General features: G+C 71.1%; 13 protein-coding genes and 3 pseudogenes. 7 read left to right on the top strand and 9 right to left on the bottom strand.

Translation table 11 applies throughout. The features are described from left to right. The first annotated feature begins 260 nt into the window (after positions 1 to 260). Together OG798_RS05875 and fusA are read left to right on the top strand one after the other, a co-directional pair. Entirely contained in the window at positions 261 to 923 is a 663-nt protein-coding gene (locus tag OG798_RS05875) for an alpha/beta hydrolase (RefSeq protein ID WP_328756471.1), read from the top strand. 512 nt (positions 924 to 1,435) lie between these two features. Further along, positions 1,436 to 3,550, top strand: coding sequence for an elongation factor G (fusA, locus tag OG798_RS05870; RefSeq protein WP_328756470.1), 2,115 nt, complete (start codon positions 1,436 to 1,438; stop codon positions 3,548 to 3,550). Positions 3,551 to 3,662: 112 nt separating this feature from the next. On the opposite strand, the gene OG798_RS05865 is transcribed toward fusA, so the two are convergent. Continuing rightward, positions 3,663 to 4,544 (bottom strand): RNA polymerase sigma factor SigF, encoded by an 882-nt coding sequence (locus OG798_RS05865; RefSeq protein ID WP_095858353.1) that lies wholly within the window; start codon positions 4,542 to 4,544, stop codon positions 3,663 to 3,665. Between the two features lie 218 nt (positions 4,545 to 4,762). On the opposite strand from OG798_RS05865, the gene OG798_RS05860 reads away from it, so the two are divergent. From OG798_RS05860 to OG798_RS05845, 4 genes and pseudogenes are all read left to right on the top strand, one after another. Further along, a complete protein-coding gene (locus tag OG798_RS05860; RefSeq protein ID WP_267060571.1) occupies positions 4,763 to 5,725 on the top strand; it encodes an anti-sigma factor RsbA family regulatory protein in 963 nt (320 codons plus the stop codon). Between the two features lie 331 nt (positions 5,726 to 6,056). Continuing rightward, on the top strand, positions 6,057 to 6,233 hold the full coding sequence (locus OG798_RS05855; RefSeq protein WP_095856747.1) for a hypothetical protein: 177 nt from the start codon (positions 6,057 to 6,059) through the stop codon (positions 6,231 to 6,233). A gap of 177 nt (positions 6,234 to 6,410) precedes the next feature. Beyond that, positions 6,411 to 7,616: a cysteine desulfurase-like protein gene (locus OG798_RS05850; protein WP_328756469.1), complete on the top strand. Its 1,206-nt coding sequence runs from the start codon at positions 6,411 to 6,413 to the stop codon at positions 7,614 to 7,616. Between the two features lie 204 nt (positions 7,617 to 7,820). Further along, positions 7,821 to 9,277: pseudogene (locus OG798_RS05845) on the top strand (NF041680 family putative transposase). Positions 9,278 to 9,462: 185 nt separating this feature from the next. Here the strand turns inward: OG798_RS05845 and OG798_RS05840 are convergent. The 5 genes and pseudogenes from OG798_RS05840 to OG798_RS05820 form a co-directional block, all read right to left on the bottom strand. Next, positions 9,463 to 11,739, bottom strand: a complete 2,277-nt coding sequence (locus OG798_RS05840; protein WP_267060569.1) for an FUSC family protein — start codon at positions 11,737 to 11,739, stop codon at positions 9,463 to 9,465. A gap of 98 nt (positions 11,740 to 11,837) precedes the next feature. Next, the gene (locus OG798_RS05835) at positions 11,838 to 12,404 is read right to left on the bottom strand and encodes a spherulation-specific family 4 protein (protein ID WP_267060568.1); all 567 of its coding nucleotides are present in this window, start codon (positions 12,402 to 12,404) and stop codon (positions 11,838 to 11,840) included. Between the two features lie 29 nt (positions 12,405 to 12,433). After that, positions 12,434 to 13,139, bottom strand: a pseudogene (locus OG798_RS05830) (NAD-dependent epimerase/dehydratase family protein). A 7-nt stretch (positions 13,140 to 13,146) separates the two neighbouring features. Further along, positions 13,147 to 13,860 (bottom strand): nucleotidyltransferase family protein, encoded by a 714-nt coding sequence (locus tag OG798_RS05825; protein WP_328756468.1) that lies wholly within the window; start codon positions 13,858 to 13,860, stop codon positions 13,147 to 13,149. 34 nt (positions 13,861 to 13,894) lie between these two features. Next, positions 13,895 to 14,221: pseudogene (locus OG798_RS05820) on the bottom strand (NAD-dependent dehydratase); the annotation flags it as partial. A gap of 248 nt (positions 14,222 to 14,469) precedes the next feature. Between OG798_RS05820 and OG798_RS05815 the strand changes: the two are divergent. After that, complete coding sequence (locus OG798_RS05815) at positions 14,470 to 15,363, top strand: DMT family transporter (RefSeq protein WP_097226923.1); 894 nt, start codon at positions 14,470 to 14,472, stop codon at positions 15,361 to 15,363. Between the two features lie 28 nt (positions 15,364 to 15,391). Here OG798_RS05815 and OG798_RS05810 read toward each other — a convergent pair whose 3' ends face one another. The 3 genes from OG798_RS05810 to meaB form a co-directional block, all read right to left on the bottom strand. Continuing rightward, entirely contained in the window at positions 15,392 to 15,925 is a 534-nt protein-coding gene (locus OG798_RS05810; RefSeq protein ID WP_095856752.1) for a GNAT family N-acetyltransferase, read from the bottom strand. An 80-nt stretch (positions 15,926 to 16,005) separates the two neighbouring features. Beyond that, entirely contained in the window at positions 16,006 to 16,728 is a 723-nt protein-coding gene (locus tag OG798_RS05805; protein WP_095856753.1) for an FAD binding domain-containing protein, read from the bottom strand. 142 nt (positions 16,729 to 16,870) lie between these two features. Continuing rightward, positions 16,871 to 17,857, bottom strand: a complete 987-nt coding sequence (gene meaB, locus OG798_RS05800) for a methylmalonyl Co-A mutase-associated GTPase MeaB (RefSeq protein WP_121417518.1) — start codon at positions 17,855 to 17,857, stop codon at positions 16,871 to 16,873. Between the last annotated feature and the right edge of the window lie 2 nt (positions 17,858 to 17,859).

Below are 17,859 nucleotides of genomic sequence, written 5' to 3'. Positions count from 1 at the left end.
GTAGAGAACACCGATGAGCACGGGTGCGACGAAGAGCATGAGCGAGACGCTACGAGGGTGATCGCGGCCCCGGCAGTGGCCCGAATGACGGAGTGCGACGGGTTCTCGCCAGTCGGCACCACCGAGAGATGTGACCCGCGATGGGACACTTCTCCCACAGGCGGAGTCGGAACACGGGAAGAGCTGTGATGCGAGGCCGAACGCGGACAAGAACCTCTGGCGCACCGGCGCGTGGACTGGTCGGGGCGGACACCGCCCTGGTGCCGGTCCGTCACTCGGACGCGGTGCGTGCGGCCGTGCTCGTTCTGCACGGCGGCCGGGCCGACAGCCTGGCTCCCTCACGACCCTGGAACGTGGCGGCGCTGCGGATGAGGCCCGTGGTCCGGGCCGTCGCCGCGGCCGTGCCGGACGACGAGGTCTTCCTCGGGCAGGTGCGCTACCGCCTCCAGGGCTGGAACGGTTCACGGGCCGACCCCGTCGATGACGTTCAGCGGGCACTCGCGGAGCTCGCCCGCCTCGTCGGTGAGGTGCCGGTGATTCTCGTGGGTCATTCGATGGGCGGCCGGGCAGCCCTGCGCGTCGCGGCGGCGACACAGGTGGGGGGAGTGGTGGCGCTGGCGCCCTGGTGTCCGGAGGGCGAACCGGTGGCCCACCTCGAGGACAAGAAGGTGATCGCGCTCCACGGTGACCGCGACCGCGTCACCGATCCGTCGGAGTCGATCGCGTTCGTCCGCCGGGCCAGGGCGGCCGGCTCCCGCGCGGGTGTGCTGCTGGTCAAGCGCGGTGACCACGCCATGCTCCGACGGTACGGAACCTGGCACGGCGCCACGGGGGCGGCCGTCGCCGAACTGCTGCGGCCCACGGAGCCGCCCGGTGGACTGCTGGCCCGGGCACTTTCGCAGGCCGACTCCGGCCTGCTCTGACCGGACCTGCCCGGAATCCGCACATCGGGACCGGACCGGGACCTGCGGCTCCGAGACCTGCCGGAGTTGTCAACTCCCGGACCCCTCGGAGCCGTCAACTCCGGGACCGGGCGCGGCGCGAGGAGCGAAATTCCGGTGCGCCGCCCGCTGCGCGCTCCCTACACTCACCCCACAACGCGCGCTCACCGCACCTGCGGAACATCACGGCGCGCGTCCTGACGAGTGAGGGGAGCCGGGCCGTGCGTCACCGCATCGCTGTCGTCGTTCCCCCTTCGCGCTACGAGGTGATCCTCGTGTCTCCGGGTCCCCGGTGCCGGCTGCGCGGCCGACACCGGTGGTCCGTGACGAACATCTGACCTCTCTCCGCCCGTCGCCGGGCAGATCGGCTCCGTACGCCCCGATGGGGATGTGCCGTGGCCAGAGGTCCCCGCACGGCCCGTGGCACGACCGCGGGCCGCTTCGTCCGGGAAATCGCGCCGCCCCATCCGGATCATTCCGAAAGGCCATGGGCCGTGCGTACCGACCTGCACCGTCACCTCGACACCCCGCTCGCCGCCGTCCGCAACCTGGGCATCCTCGCCCACGTCGACGCCGGGAAGACCACCCTCACCGAGCGGATCCTGTACCTCACCGGGAGCACCCACAAGCGGGGTGAGGTCCATGACGGCACCACCGTCACCGACTTCGACCCCCAGGAACGTGATCGTGGCATCACCATCTTCGCCGCGGCCGTGAGCTGTACCTGGGACGCGCACCGGATCAACCTGATCGACACCCCGGGCCACGTCGACTTCTCCGACGAGGTGGCGCGCTCCCTGCGGGTGCTCGACGGCGCCGTGGCGGTCTTCGACGCCGTCGCGGGAGTCGAGCCGCAGAGCGAGGCGGTGTGGCGCCAGGCGGACCGGTACGGCGTGCCGAGGATCGCCTTCGTCAACAAGCTCGACCGCGCCGGTGCCGACCTCGACACCGCGGTCGAGTCGATCAGGGAGCGGCTGCATCCGGCCCCGCTGGTCGTCCAGTTGCCGATCGGATCGGAGTCCGGGTTCACCGGTGTGGTGGATCTGCCGCGCATGCGGTCACTGGTCTGGCCCGAAGGCCGCGACACGGTCGAGGAAGGCCCGGTGCCCGAGGCACTGAGGGACGCCGCGGAAGGCCGCCGCCGACAGCTGGAGGAAGCGGTGGCGGAACTCCACCCCGGCGCGCTCGAGGAGTTCTGCGCGGAAGGGACGCTCTCCGCGCGGACCCTGACCGCCGCACTGCGCGACCTGACCCGTTCCGGCGACGGCGTGGTGGTGCTGTGCGGCTCGGCCTACCGCAATCGCGGGATCGAGCCACTGCTCGATGCCGTGGTGGCCTACCTGCCTTCGCCGCGCGACGTGCCCGCGGTACGCGGCACCCGGGACGGTGGGGAAGACGGTGGGGAACAGGAGCGGTTCGCCGACCCGGCGGCACCTTTCGCGGCACTGGTGTTCAAGGTGAACGGGACCGCCACGGGGCGGCTGACGTATCTGCGTGTCTATTCGGGCACGATCGGGAAGGGAGAGACGGTGTGGGACTCGGGCACGGGGCGCACCGAGCGCATCGGCCGGATCCTGCGGGTCCAGGCCGACCGCCACGCCCCTCTGGAGCGGGCGGTGGCGGGCGACATCGTCGCGGTGGTCGGTCTGAAGTCGGCCCGCGCCGGGTCGACCCTGTGCGCCCCCGGGGCTCCGTTGGTTCTCGAACCGCCGACCGTCGCCGATCCGGTCGTCTCGGTGGCCGTCGAGGCCGTCGGCAGCGCTGAGGCGGAGCAGTTGGTGTCCGCGTTGACGCGGCTGGTCGAGGAGGATCCCTCGCTGGTCGTGCGCACCGACCCCGAGACCGGCCAGCTGGTCCTGTCCGGCATGGGCGAACTGCATCTGGAGGTGGCGGTGGAGAAGATCCGGCTCGCCCACGGTCTGGACGTCCGGGTCGGCCGGCCGAGGGTGGCCTACCGGGAGACGGTCGTCCGGGGAGTGTCGGGGCTGGTCCACCGGCACGCCAAACAGGACGGCGGCGCCGGTGAGTTCGCCCATGTCGTGCTCGACGTGGAGCCGCTGGAGGACGTCCAGGGCGACGGCGACGGCGGGGGCGCGACGCGTTTCGAGTTCCGCTCGACCGTCGTCGGCGGACGGGTGCCACAGGAGTACGTCCGGGCGCTGGAGGCCGGGTGCCGTGACGCGCTGGCCGAGGGGCCGCTCGGCGGGCACCCGGTCACCGGGGTGCGTGTCGTCCTCACCGATGGAGCGACCCATCCGAAGGACTCTTCGGAGCGGGCGTTCCGGACGGCCGGCCGGTTCGCGCTGCGAGAGGCACTGCGCGCCTGCGCGATGGTTCTCCTGGAACCGGTGGCGGACGTCACGGTCACCGTGCCGGACGACGCCGTGGGCGGGGTCCTCGGTGACCTGGCGGCGCGACGCGGGCAGGTCTCGGGCTCCGTCGCGCGGGCGGGCGTTGTGGTGATCACGGCGACCGTGCCGCTGGTCGAACTGTTCGGCTATGCGACCCGGCTGCGCAGCCGGACCCGGGGCCGGGGAGTCTTCACCGCCCGGCCCGCCGGGTATGCCCCGGCACCGAGCACGGCGTCGACCGGGACTGCGGCCCGGTGACGCACAGGACGGTCCCGCCCGAAGTCGGGCGGGACCGTCCCGCGGCGCCCCGGTCGCACGCTGTCCCGGTCGTACGCTGCCCGGGGCGGGTGCGTCGGACGACCGCGGCGCGTCAGGCGACCGCGGGATCGAGCAGCCCGGTGCGAAGACGCTTGATGATGCGGGTGATCAGACGCGAGACGTGCATCTGCGAGATGCCGAGTTCCTCGCCGATCTGGGCCTGGGTGCGCTCCTCGACGAACCGCATGTGGATGATCCGACGCTGACGGTCGTCCAGTTCGGCGATCAGCGGGGCCAGGGACTGGAAGTCGTCGACGAGTTCGAGCGAGGGATCGTCCTCGCCGATGAAGTCCGCGAGAACGGTGTCCCCGTCCGCGCCGTCGTCCGCCGTGAGCGCGGCGTCGAGGGACGAGGAGTTGTAGCCGTTCGAGGCCTTGCGCGCCTCGATGACCTCCTCCTCGGAGAGGGACATCAGAGCGGCCAGCTCACGCGTGGTCGGGGTGCGGCCGAGGCGGGTGCGCAGTTCCTCCGTCGCCTTGGCGAGTTCGATCCGCGCCTCCTGAAGGCGGCGGGGTACGTGGACGGCCCAGCTGGTGTCGCGGAAGAAACGCTTGATCTCGCCGACGATGTACGGAACCGCGAAGGAGGTGAACTCGACCTCGCGGGTCAGCTCGAAACGGTCGATCGCCTTGATGAGCCCGATCGTGCCGACCTGGACGATGTCCTCCATCTCGTCCTGGTTGCGGCTGCGGAAGCGGGCCGCCGCGTACCGCACGAGGGAGAGGTTCATCTCTATGAGCGTGTTGCGCGCGTACTGGTAGTCGTGCGTGCCTTCCTCCAGCACGGCCAGCCGGTCGAAGAACTGACGCGACAACGCGCGCGCGTCCTTCGGGCTGATCTTCAGCGGCTCGTCGATCAGGGGGAGTACCTCCTCCTGTGCCGTCCCTGCCTGCTGTGCCGTGTTGGTTGCCTTCGCTGCCGTCACGGCTGCCATGCGGTCCACCCCAGTTCGTTCGAAGGAATTGAAGACAGAGCCCGTCTGCCCCGTCTCAAGCCAGTCATGCCACCCAAACTCCGAAACCCGCGGAACGCCTCAGTTCCGCGGCCCGCCGGACGTGGCTCCCGTACTACTTCTCGCCGAAGCCCTCTGCCGGATGCACACCGACGGCAACCGCCGCCGCCTACAGTGGGATCCGAGGTGAGCCAGTGGGCATGGAGCAGGGAGAAGTCGAAGCGCGGTCGCCCCTCGTCCGAGACCGGGCGGAGCCGTTCGCGCACCCCGCGCTCCTGTACCGCTCCGAGCAGGACTACGTACAAGGCACGCTGCCGTTCGTGTCCGAGGGCCTCGCCACCGGTCTGCCCGTGGCGGTGGCGGCACCTCCGTCCCGACTGGCGCTGCTCAAGGCGGAACTCGGACCGGCCGCCCACGAGGTCCGCTGGATCGACATGACACAGGCCGGCCGGAACCCCGGCCGGATCATCCCCGCCGTCCTGCGATCCTTCGCCGACGCCCACCCCGGACGCCCTGTGCGCATCATCGGGGAGCCGATCTGGTACGGCCGTACGCCGCTCGAGTACCCGGCCTGCGTCCAGCACGAAGCCCTCATCAACGCGGCGTTCCACGGCCGCGACGCGACCATCCTGTGCCCGTACGACGCCCGAACCCTCTCCGACGACGTGATCGCCGACGCACACGCCACGCACCCCGTGGTGATCAGCGACGGGCGGCCGGGCGTCAGCCACGCCTACGATCCCGAACGCGTCCTCGCGCGCTACAACGAGACCTTGCCGTTTCCGCCGGGAGCGGCCACGGTCCGCTTCGTCGCCGGACTGCTGCCTGCCGCACGCGACTTCGCGCTGCGCGAGGCACGGGAGCGGGGGATGGCGCCGCCCCGGCTGCAGGATCTGAACCTCGTCGTCGCCGAGTTGACGACCAACAGCGTGGTGCACGGAGGCGGTTCGGGGACGCTGCGGATCTGGGCCGAGAGCGAGCAGATCGTCTGCGAGGTGCGTGACGAGGGACACCTGACCGACCCCCTGGCCGGCCGCCGCCCGGTGCGCCCGGACCAACTCGGCGGTCGGGGCCTGCTCCTCGTCCACTTCCTGTCCGACCTCGTACGCGTCCACACCGCCGCGTCGGGAACGACCGTACGCAGCTACCTCGCCCGAAGATGACCGTGGTCGCTCTACTCGCCGCGGTGCCGCCAGTACCAGACCAGGACCGCGACGAGCCCGCAGAGGTAGACCAGGGGCAGGACCAGGCCCGGGACACGGGCCGCGTTCACGCAGCGGCTCCGACGGGGGAACAGGTCGATGCGGCCGGGGTGTGTGCCATTGCTGTCTGCTTTCGATGAGCTGCGGCCCGGGTGGTGGGCTCAATGATGACGGCAGGACCCGCGGTTCGGCCCCGTCCGGGCCGGCCGGACTCGCACCGATGCGCGAAGTGGTGTCGACAGGATTCCCGGGGGCACTCGGACTCCACCACCACTTCGGAAGAGGAGAGTTCATGCTCGGAATCGTTGCGGCGATCGTGCTGTTCATAGCGTTCTTGATCAATGCCGCGGACCTCTCGACGAACGACGTCTTCACGTCGACCAACGTCATGCTCATCGGGCTGGCCCTGCTCGCCCTGCACGTCTCCGGCGTCGGCGGCGGCTGGGCGACCCGCGGCCGTAGGCGCTGACACCGGCGTGTGGGTGTTCGGAAAGATGGCCTCGGTACCGGTCTCCCGGACCGACCGCGAGACCCTGGACCCCGCATACCTGCCCGGGTCGGCAGCTACTACCGAAGCCTGCCGCCCGGACAACTCGCCTGATGTCGTCGTCCCCGAGCGGACGACATAGCAGCCCAAGGAGCCCGAGTGACCTACGACGTCGGCGCGTTGCGCGCCCAGATCCCCGCCCTGCGGACCGGCATCGCGTATTTCGACGGTCCGGGCGGCACCCAGACGCCGGCGCCGGTCGGCGCGGCGATCGCCGACGCGCTCACCCGCCCGCTGTCGAACCGCGGGAGCGTCACGACGGGAGAGGCGAACGCGGAGGCTCTCGTCAGGGAGTTCCGGCAAACCATGGCCGACCTGTTGGGCGGGGACCCCTCGGGAGTCGTCTTCGGCCGCAGCGCCACCCAACTCACGTACGACTTCTCCCGGGCGCTGGCCAAGGACTGGGCCCCAGGCGACGAGATCGTGGTGAGCCGTCTCGACCACGACGCCAACATCCGCCCCTGGGTCCAGGCCGCGGAGCGGACCGGCGCCCGGGTGCGATGGGCCGACTTCGATCCGGCCACCGGCGAACTCCCGCCCTCAGCCGTGGGCGAACTGCTCACCGAACGCACCCGGCTGGTCGCCGTCACCGCCGCCTCCAACCTGATCGGCACACTTCCCGACGTCGCGGACATCGCCCGTCTGGTCCACCGCACGGACGCACTGCTCTACGTCGACGGCGTGCACTACACGGCCCACACGTTCGTGGACCTCGCACGGCTCGGCGCCGACTTCTTCGTCTGCTCGCCGTACAAGTTCCTCGGCCCGCACCACGGCGTCCTCGCCGCCGCTCCGGCCCTGCTGGAGACGCTGCGTCCCGACAAGTTGCTGCCCTCCTCCGACGCGGTCCCGGAGCGTTTCGAGCTCGGGACGCTGCCCTATGAGCTCCTCGCCGGCACCCGCGCCGCCGTCGACCTGCTCGCCGGACTCGGGACCGGTCCGGCGGACGACCGGCGCGCCCGGCTGCGGTCCGCGTTCGCGTCGATCGAGCGGCACGAGCGAGCGCTGCGGGACCGGATGGAGAACGGCCTGGCCGCACTCGCGGGCGTCACGGTCCGCTCCCGGGCGGCCGACCGCACCCCCACCCTGCTCCTGACCTTCGACGACCGCGACACGGATGACGCCTACCGCTTCCTTGCGGCGCGGAGCGTGCACGCGCCCGCGGGAACGTTCTACGCGCTGGAGGCATCGCGCCACCTCGGCCTGGGCGACACCGGAGGCCTGCGCCTCGGACTGTCGCCGTACAACGACGCGGACGACGTGGAACGACTGCTGGAGGGCCTGGCGGCATTCCTGAAGTCGTGACCCCCGCGACCCCCGACATCGCGACCACCGGCACTCCCCGGGCCGCGGCCACCGGCACTTCCTAGCTTGGTCTTTAACATCCGGCGTCGAATGGTGCGTCGAACTTGATCACTCGGTTCGGTAACCGGCGTACACGGAAGCGGCCTTCGGCTGAACATGTGCTCCGACCAAGGAACACACACGTCCAGCACGAAGGCCGTGAGGATGAGTCTGCTGCATCACGAGGCCCGATCGGAGGCATTGGCGCAACTGTCATGCTTCCGGGGCGAGTTCTACTCCTGTCTGACCGCTCGTTCGGACGCTTGTTCGAGCTGGCCGATGCCGTTCTGTGCGGCGACGGACCGGTGAGGTCGCTGGCTGAGCTGTCGCTGGTGGGCGAACACCGCCGAGGCCATGGCGGGCTCTACGCCGCCCTGGCCCGTGGACGCATCGATGCCAGCCGGCTGCGGCGGGCACTGGCCGAAGTCCCACTGCCACGGGCTGCCGACGGCCGGCTGGTCCTGGCCATCGACATCACCTGCTGGCTACGCCCCGACGCCCACACCTCACCACAGCGGATCCTGTGCCACACCTACGGCCGGGGCAAGGACCAGCACATCCCCGTCCCCGGCTGGCCCTACTCGATCGTCTGCGCGCTCGAGCCCGGCCGCAGCTCATGGACCGCACCGCTGGACGCACTGCGTCTGACGCCCGGGGACGACACCGCCACCGTCACCGCACGGCAGCTGCGCGATCTGCTCCAGCGACTGATCACCGCGGGGCAGTGGCAGACGGGCGACCCGGACATCCTCATCGTCGCGGACGCCGGATACGACGCACCCCGCCTCGGCTTCCTCCTCAAAGACCTGCCCGTGCAGGTGCTGGCCCGGATGCGATCCGACCGCGTCCTACGCAGGGCTGTCCCACCCAGGCTCCCGCACACCCAGGGCCGGCCGGCCCGGCACGGAGGCGAGTTCGTCTTCGGGCAGCCCGACACCTGGGGCACCCCGGACACCGAAACCGTCACCGACACACGCCTCTACGGCCAAGCCACCGCCCGCTCATGGAACCGGCTCCACCCCAAGCTGACCCACCGCTCCTCCTGGGCAGCCGCCGACGGCACCCTCCCGATCGTCGAGGGAACAGTGATCCGCCTGGACATCGCCCACCTGCCCAGCGGAGCAACACCCAAGCCGGTCTGGCTGTGGTGGTCAGGCACCGATGCCACACCGGCGGACGCCGACCGTCTCTGGCAGGCATACCTGCGACGCTTCGACATCGAGCACACCTTCCGCCTGTTCAAGCAGACCCTCGGCTGGACCTCCCCGAAGATCCGCACCCCCGAGGCGGCGGACCGGTGGACCTGGCTGATCCTCGCCGCCTACACCCAACTGCGGCTCGCCCGCCCGCTGGCAGCCGACCTGCGTCGGCCCTGGGAGAGACCAACCTCGCCGGACAGGCTCACCCCCGCCCGAGTCCGCCGCGACTTTCGGCACATCCGCCCACAAGCCGCCTGTCCGGCCCAAGCACCGAAACACTCCCGCCCCGGCCCCGGACGGCCACCGGGCCGAAAGAACACCCGACCCACACCCCGCCACGACGTGCACACACCGCGCAAAACACCATCGGCGAACCAGCGAACGAAGAAGTCAACCACCCCACGCCCCCGCCGCACGGGTTAAAGATCAAGCTAGGCCCTGTCGTCAAACTCCCGTCTGCCTCGCGACGCCATGCACGCCCTCTCGCCGCACCGGGCGAAAGCCCAAGTACATCCAGTACGAGGACTTCCGCCCGGCACGCCGAGAGCACGCACCTGACGCCGCGAGGCCCGCCCTTCGGGCGGACGACGGGAGTTTGACGACAGGACCTAGGCGGCGGGTCCCCGGGACGCCGCGTTCGCGGGGGTCGACACCGGTACCCCGAGAGGGCGGGCGAGGCCGATCACGCCTTCGTCCAGGCGCTGCAGATGCCGCAGGACCCGGTCGGTCACGCGGTCGTGCCGGGGAAGACCCGGCCGGTCCGTCTCCAGCATGGACGCGAGGCTGGGGCCGGTCTCGGCCACGCCTTCGGTGTCGTCGTCCTCGACGCGCGCGACCAGGACGTCGATGTTGTGCGCGATGCGCCGGCCGGCCCGCTTGAGCCGGGGATCGGCCGCGACGGTCTTGCTGTAAGGCAACAGCTCGGCCGTCGCCGCCAGGGAACGCGCGTGGTACGCGCACGTCTCCAGGAGCGCCACGAGATAGCGCGCGGTCTGCCGACGCGCCCGCAGCGGGGTGATCGGATGGGTCAACGGCTGCGTGGAGGACCGTAGATCGTCCAGAGCCGTGTCGAGATCCCGCGCCTTGTCCAGCAGCTCGATCGCCGGACCGCCGCTCAGCTGGTCGACCGCCGCACCGGTGACCTCCCCGAGCCGCTTCAGAACCGTGGCCAGCAGCTCGTCGGTACGGCGGTCCGTGTTCACCGGCAGCACCAGGGCGGCCGCGATGACACCACAGGTGGCGCCGAGCGCCGTTTCCTCGATACGAAGGACGAGCACCCCGGTGCTGTAGGTGTTGAGCAGCGTGTACAGCAGACCCAGCATCGCCGTGACGAAGAAGGACATCAGGGCGTACGACAGCGGCGCGGTGAAGAACATCGCGAAGATGAACAGCAGCACCAGGCCGAACGCGGTCCAGGTGTGGGAGCCGACCAGACTCGCCAGCAGGGCACCGGCGACGACGCCGAGGACGGTGCCGAGCAGCCGCCGGTACCCCTTGACCAGGATCTCTCCGGTGGACGCCGTGTTCAGGAAGACCACCCAGCAGGTCAGCACGGCCCAGTACCAGCGCTGACTGGACAGGAACTCCCCACCGACGATGGCCAGGGCCGAACCCACCGACACCTGGACCGCGGTACGGGTCGTCGGACGCTTCCACCCCGTGGGGTCGTGCGCGTCCTCCTCGTCCTCCTCGGCCCTGGCGATGGCGACGTCCTCGGCGTCCAACTCCTCACGGGAACGGGTCGTCGACGGTGTGTCGTCGGACTCGTCCTGCGGCCCGTCGAGGGCGAGCCGCAGTCCCAGGACGGAACGCCCCGTCTCCCCGATGCCGCGGAAGACATCCTGGACGGCCGCCGAGGCGCGCGGCAGGTTCTCCTCGTCGCGGTAACCGAGCAGCCGGTTGCGCACATGGGCCACCCCGGTGCCGCGGTCCTCGGCGACCGGACGCAGGACGAGCAGGCGCAGCGCCTCGAGATCACGGCGCAGGGTGGCGGTGGTGTCGACCTGCGCCCGGAGCCGGTCACTCGCCGCGGGCACGGGCGCGTTCGGCAGATGCAGGGTGAGCGTGTCGGCGCGTTCCGCGCTGCGGGCGGTCAGGATGAGCACCCCGAGCCGCTCGGCGGCGATCTCGGCGTCGGCGATACGCCGCTGCACGAGCGCGGCGGTGGCGCTGTCACTGGTCCCCTCCGCCAGCCGTCCCTGGATCATCATCGCGCTCTCGTGGAGCCGGGCGGTGTGCCGCCTGACCTCCTCCAGAGCCTTCTCCACCCGGTCAGGGCCGGCGTCCAGCAACTCGATCTGGGCGGACACCAGTTGCGCCAGACGGGCCCGGAAGGCCGCGCGCAACCGACGCAGCACACGCTCGGGCGTCTCCGGTACGACGACGAAACGCACCAGCGCGCTGGACACGAACGCGACGACCAGGGTCCCGCACAGTCCCGGCAGACCGGGGACGCCGGCCCTGACGAACAGCGACACGAAGTAGACCTGGAACCCGATGAGACCCAGCGCCGTTCCGCGATCACCGAAGCGGCGGCTGTACACGGCGGCGAAGATCAGCGCCAGGAAGAAGAGGTCACCCGCGACCACGTGCGTGCTGAGCAGCGCCCCCAGCGACATCGCGGCGAGTGCCACGACCAGCCCGAGCGCGAGCGTGACCGCCTGTTGGCGCTGCTGCTTCTCCTTGATGGCGAAGGTCGCGGCCATGGCCGAGATGGAACCGGCAACCAAGTGAGTCTTGCCGGCCCCGAGCAGCGCCAGTACGGCGAGCGTGAGCGCGATGGCCCCCACCGTCCGCAGCCCGGCCATGAGCCGCAGCAGCCCGGGGTCCGATGCCGCGAATCGGTCCCAGATCCTCGTCCGGCCCGGCCGTGTCGCTGTCCTCACGCTGTGGTTCTGCCTCGCTCTCCGCCATGATCAGCGGTTCCAGCATGGCACGTGTCGACGCCCGCGCTTCCTTCCCGGCGTCCGCGGCGACCCCGGGCTCAGTCGGCCTCGCTCAGCGCGGGCGTCAACTGCGCCCAGGGATTGGGAGGTTCCCCCGTCACGGGACCGTAGACCGCCGCGCCGCGTTCGCGGGCGGTGCGCACGGCGAGCGGTACGAGCGCCTCGGGCACACCGTAGACGAGATGGCAGAACCGGTCGGGCGGGTGCCGGGCGGTCCACGCCGGTCTGCTGAACGCCGACACATAGGTCGTCCAGTGCCCCTCGAAGGTCACCGTCAGGTCGGCGACGCGCGCGTACCCCGGCGCCGGGTGCACCCCGGGGTTGAGCACGACGGTCGTGGCGCCCAGCCGGCGTACGGCCCGCACCAGCCTTCGGCAGGCGGGCAGTTCGGCCGGGTCCGAGGTCACCCGGTCCAGGAAGCAGCCGTCGGCCCCATACCACTCCCGGTGCCGTACGACGTCTTCCGCGACCTCGGCCGTGGAACGCGCACCGTAGTCGGTGTCCACGTAGCCGAGCAGGCGGGCGCCGGCCGCCCGCAGCGCTCCAGCCGCCGCCGTGAACGCCGGATCGGGGCTCGGGCCCGGACCGTTCGCGGGATTGATCACCACCGCGTACGTACGGGCCGCGGCCGTGATCAGCCGGTGCCAGGCGCCCGGCCGCCTTCCGGTCGGACGGATGCCGCCGTCCAGAGCGAGGCCAGCGACTCCTCCAGGGCGTACGACGGCCGCCAGTCCAGGCTTTCACCGGCGGCGGCTATGTCGGAGCACTGCCACGACACGGCCCCCGAGCGCGCCGAACCGCCGCCGTCCTCCTCGATCCGCCCCCGGAACCCGGCGGTGCGGGCCAGTGTCCGTACGTGCTCGCGCACCGGGACGGCACGTCCGCCCCCGATGTTGAGGACGTGCGGCAGGGGCCCGGGCGACGTGGCCGCGAGCACCGCCGCCCGCGCCACATCGCGTACGTCCACGAAGTCGCGGTATGCCGACAGGTCACCCAGTCGGATTGGGGCCGTACTCGGCGGCCGAGCCCAGATGGACGAGGCGTGCCGAGGGCGCCGCCTCCCGCAGCGCCGCGCACAGGACGGCGGGGCCACGGGAGTTGACCTCCGCGAGGGTCACGGCGTCCCCGTCGGTCGAGCCCGCGCAGTTGATCACGGCATCGGGCGCCGCCGACGCCAGGGTCTTCGCCAGCCCGTCCGTACGGGCGGTGGCCAGGTCGATGTCCAGCTCGGCATCGGGCGAGCGACCGCCGCCGAACACCCGGGCGCCGGGCAGGGCGCGCAGGTGCTCGACGACGTGACCGCCCAGATAGCCGGTGAAGCCGAGGACGAGAATGCGCATGCGGTGGTCAGGCTCCCTTGAGCAGCATCGACTTGCGGGTGGTGAACTCGGCGTTGGCCCGGTCGTAGTCGTCGGGACGGCCGATGTCGAGCCAGTACCCGTCGAAGTCGTACGCGTGCGGCGGGTTCTGTGCCCTGAGCAGATCGAGCACCAGTTCGTCGAAGCCCAGCGGCAGCCCGGGCGTGTAGCCGTCGAGGGTCGACCTGGACAGCCCGTAGACGCCCATGGAGACGCGGTAGTCCATGCTCGGTTTCTCGGTGAACGCGACGACCTTGCGCTGGTCGGTGGTCAGCACGCCGAAGTCTATGTGCACCTTGCGCGCGTAGGTCGCGATCGTCAGCGGGGCCGCCGAGTCCCGGTGCTGCTTCAGGACGTCGGCGTAGTCGAGGTCGGTCAGGACGTCTCCGTTCATCACGAGGAACGACTCGGGCAGGCGCTCGCGCATGGTGAGCAGCGGCCCCATGGTGCCCAAGGGGCTCTCCTCGGTGGCGTAGTCGACGGCCATGCCCCACTGCGAGCCGTCGCCGACGTAGGCGCGGATGATCTCGCCGAGGTGGCCGATGGCGAGCGTGCAGCGGGTGAAGCCCGCGGTGGCGAGCTGGCGCAGCACGATCTCCAGGATGGCGTGCTGGTCGCCGATGGGCACGAGCGGCTTGGGCAGCGCGGTGGTGTAGGGCCGCAGCCGGACGCCCTTGCCTCCCGCCAGGATCACTGCGTGCATAGGGGCTCCTCCTTCGTGGACGTGCCGGACGGGGTCAGATGTTGTAGATGCCGGTCTTGTACCGGGCGAGGTTGGCCGGGTCGCGGAAGAACTCCACGGTGTGCGCGAGCCCCTGCTCCAGATCGTGGCCGGGACTCCAGCCGGTCGCCTCGCCGAGCCGGGTCGCGTCCGCGACCAGCCGCATGACCTCGGAGTTGGCGGGCCGGATGCGCTGCGCGTCCTCGCGTACATCGATGACCGTGTCCATCACCTTGCCGATCAGCGTGACCAGGTCACCGACGGAGATCTCGCCCCCGGTTCCGGCGTTGAAGGTGCGGCCGACCACCCGCTCGGCGGGCGCGGTGCCCACCGCGAGGAACGCGGCACCGTTCCTACCGCTCGTGAGGCGGAGACGTTCTCGGCCAACCCGTGATTTCCGGCCGGGGGGCTGACCGTGTCGGGCGCATGGCGGCCATGCCGCGGCGGAGCGTCGCCGACCGGCGTGAGCGAGATGTCTGCCCAAGCAGCGGACTCCGCGGTGGCGCGGGAGCATGGGGGTGACGTGTGCTCCTCGGTTGGTGCCCGTGGGAGGAAACGGGAGAGGAGCGGGAGAGGAGGAGGGGCGAGCCGGTGGCGTTGGTGTTCTCCGTCGTCTTCGCGGTGCTGGCCGCGGTCAGCAACGCGACCGCCACTGTCCTTCAGCGCCGCGCGGCCCAGGACGTGCCGTTGTCCGAGGGCTTCCACGCCAGGCTGCTCGTCGAGCTGCTGCACCGGCCGGTGTGGCTGGGCGGGATGGCCGCGGTCATGGCGGCGGCATGCTTCCAGGCGCTGGCGCTGGTCAACGGAGCGCTGTCCGTCGTACAGCCGATCTTCGTCCTGGAACTGCCGTTCGCGCTGCTCATCGGCGGTCTGGTGCTACGGCGGCGGGTGACCCGGCGTGGGTGGATCGCCGTGGTGTGCATCGCCGTAGGGCTGGGTACCGTGCTGGCCGCGGCCGCCCCCTCGGTCGGGATCGACCGGCCCACCACCGGCGGGTGGATCCTGGCCATCGTGTGCTGCGTCGGCGTCGTCGTGGCTGCCGTCGGTGTCGCGCTGCGACGCCCCGCAGGACGCGCACGCGCGGCCTGTTTCGGCGCCGCGGCGGCCATCGGCTACGCCCTCACCGCGGCCCTGATCAAGGACGCCACGCACGCCTGGGAGACGGGCGGCGTCACCGGGTTCTTCCTCGCCTGGCAGACCTACGCCTTCGCCGCCGCCGGAGTGTGCGCGCTGTTCCTCCTGCAGAACGCCGTCCAGTCCGGCCCCCTCGTCGCTTCCCAGCCCGCCCTCACCCTCGGTGACGCCCTGGTCAGCCTCGTCCTGGGCGTCACCTTGTACGCGGAGCGGGTACGCACCGGCTGGTGGCTGATCCCCGAGACCGTCGGGGCCGCCCTGATCCTGTACGGAGCGATCCAGCTGGCCCGGATCCCGCTCACCCAGGTGCTCGTCGCGCAGCCGGCCGCGCCGGACCGTACCAGGACGTGAACCGCGGGAATCGACGGCTCGGCGGGGTTCAGGCCTGGAACTCGGTGAGATCGATGGCGTGAACGCGCAGCGGATAGCCGTACACCGGGTGCGTCGTCTCGCGCTCCGGCGTCATGCCGAGCTTGCGGATGACGTTCTCGGAGGCGTCGTCCCCCGCTCGGGTGATGCTGATGACGCGGTCGAGGCCACGGTCCTGGAGCGCGAACTCCAACGTGGCCTGGGCGGCTTCGGAGGCGTACCCCTGACCCCAGAACGGTGAGCCGAGCCGCCAGCTGATGGCGACGGCGGGCAGTACCTCCGGCAGGAACTCGGGCACGGACAGGCCCACGAAGCCGGCCAGCTCGCCGGAGGCCAGCAGTTCGACCGCGAAGAGGCCGAATCCCTCCTCGTCCCATTCCTCCTCCCACTGTTCGATGGCCTCTGCCGTGTGGTCCAGGTCGCGGACGGAGCCGTCGTCGATCCAGTGCATGACCCGGGGGTCGGCATTGATGTCGGCCATCGGCACGAGGTCGTCGTCGGACCAGCGGCGGAGGAGGAGGCGGGGCGTGTGGATCTCGGTCATGGCGCCCATCCTGCCCGACGGGCGACCTCGGGCCGACGGCGGCAGCGCCAAGACCGTGTTGTCGGTGTTCGGGAGGGCCCTCAACGACCGCTGGGACGGGACAAGAGGTCGGTGACCAGCTCGTGGACCGCTTCCCAGGCTGTGGCGTGCAGTGCGCCGACGGCCGTGCGACGCAGGTCGTCGAGGACCTGTCCGGAGTCGGAGTCGTACTCGGTGCACTCGGTGATCACGTCGTACCCGTCGCGGACGGCGACGCGCAGCCGCGTTCCTCCGGTGTCGGCGGTGTGCAGAGCGGCGGCGACGACGAGCGGTGGCGGACCGCCCGCCTCGCCGGGCAGCTTGCGGTACGCGCTGGTGATCGGATCGCGCCAGCGGAGGCCGAGCAACAGGTGGCCCTTGGCCAGTACCTCGGTCAGGTCGGTCTCGTAGACGCTGTCCGGATCCAGGACCACCGCGCGCGCTTCCAGCACGAGTGAGGCGGGCAGCAGACAGCGCAGGGTGCTCCCGACGATGTTGCCGCCGACGGTGGCCGTGCGGCGCACGGCTCCGGTCCCCACGGTGGCCGCCGCCCGGCGCAGTGCTTCGGGCACGCGGTCGTCGATCCGGTTCAGTATCACGGCCCCGCCCAGCGTCTCGCGGCCGATCGTGTTGGCTTCCGGCAGGTCGCGCAGCGACATGGCCTGCTCGGGGAAGCCGTCCCGCTGCCAGGTGGCCCATATCAGGGTCGCCCCGCCTATGGGCACCGCCCCCTCGGCCATGCACTCCTGTGCTTCGGAAACGGACGTGGGCAGACGCAAGAGCACGGCAGCCGACCTGCTTTCTCGAAAATGAGCGGCCGAGTACGCGCCACCTCAGCCACATGACCGTCGACATGGCGCATTTTCCCCCGGCACACAGGGGCGCGTACAGGGCTCACCGCAGCATCCGGTGCGCCCTGTACGCAGTTCAGCCGCGCTCGCCGCCGAACACCCCCAGGATGCGCTCGGCGGCCAGCGTGGCCGTCAACTCCCCGTCCCGCACCTGTTGTTCGAGGCCGGGGGCGAGGGCGCGTACGGCCGCGTCGGCGTGCAGGCGGCCGAGGAGTTCGTCGCGGACCATCGTCCACGTCCAGTCCACCTGCTGGTCGCGGCGCTTGGCGGCGAGACGGCCGGTGGAGCTCAGGAGTGTGCGGTGCTGTTCGAGGCGCTCCCAGACCGTGTCCAGACCGGTCGACTCACGGGCACTGCAACTCAGGACCGGCGGGGTCCAGGCCGCGTCGGCGGGATGCATCAGCCGCAGCGCGCCGGCCAGCTCCCGTGCCGCCGCGCGGGCGTCCCGCTCGTGCGGTCCGTCCGCCTTGTTGACCGCGATGACGTCCGCCAGTTCCAGGACGCCCTTCTTGATGCCCTGCAACTGGTCCCCGGTGCGGGCCAGGGTCAGGAGCAGGAAGGAGTCGACCATGTTCGCGACGGCGGTCTCGGACTGGCCGACGCCGACCGTCTCCACCAGGACCACGTCGTAGCCCGCGGCCTCCATCACCACGATCGACTCCCGGGTCGCCTTCGCGACCCCGCCGAGCGTGCCCGCGGTGGGGGAGGGCCGTACGAAGGCCGCCGGGTCGACGGCCAGGCGCTCCATCCGGGTCTTGTCGCCCAGGATCGAACCGCCGGTCCGACTCGACGACGGATCGACGGCGAGCACCGCGACCCGGTACCCGAGCGAGGTGAGCAGCGTGCCGAACGCGTCGATGAACGTCGACTTGCCCACACCGGGTACGCCGCTGATACCGATCCGCCGCGCCTTCCCGCTGTACGGAAGCAGCTCGGTCAACAACGCCTGTGCCAGGACGCGGTGTTGGGGCCTCGTCGACTCCACGAGCGTGATGGCGCGCGCCACCAGCGCCCGCTTTCCGTCGAGTACGCCCTTCACATAGGTGTCGAGTTCGATCGCCATGG

Origin of the sequence: Streptomyces sp. NBC_00271 (genome assembly GCF_036178845.1) — a bacterium.
GTDB lineage: Bacteria > Actinomycetota > Actinomycetes > Streptomycetales > Streptomycetaceae > Streptomyces.
This window is presented reverse-complemented; position numbering and strand designations above follow the sequence as displayed.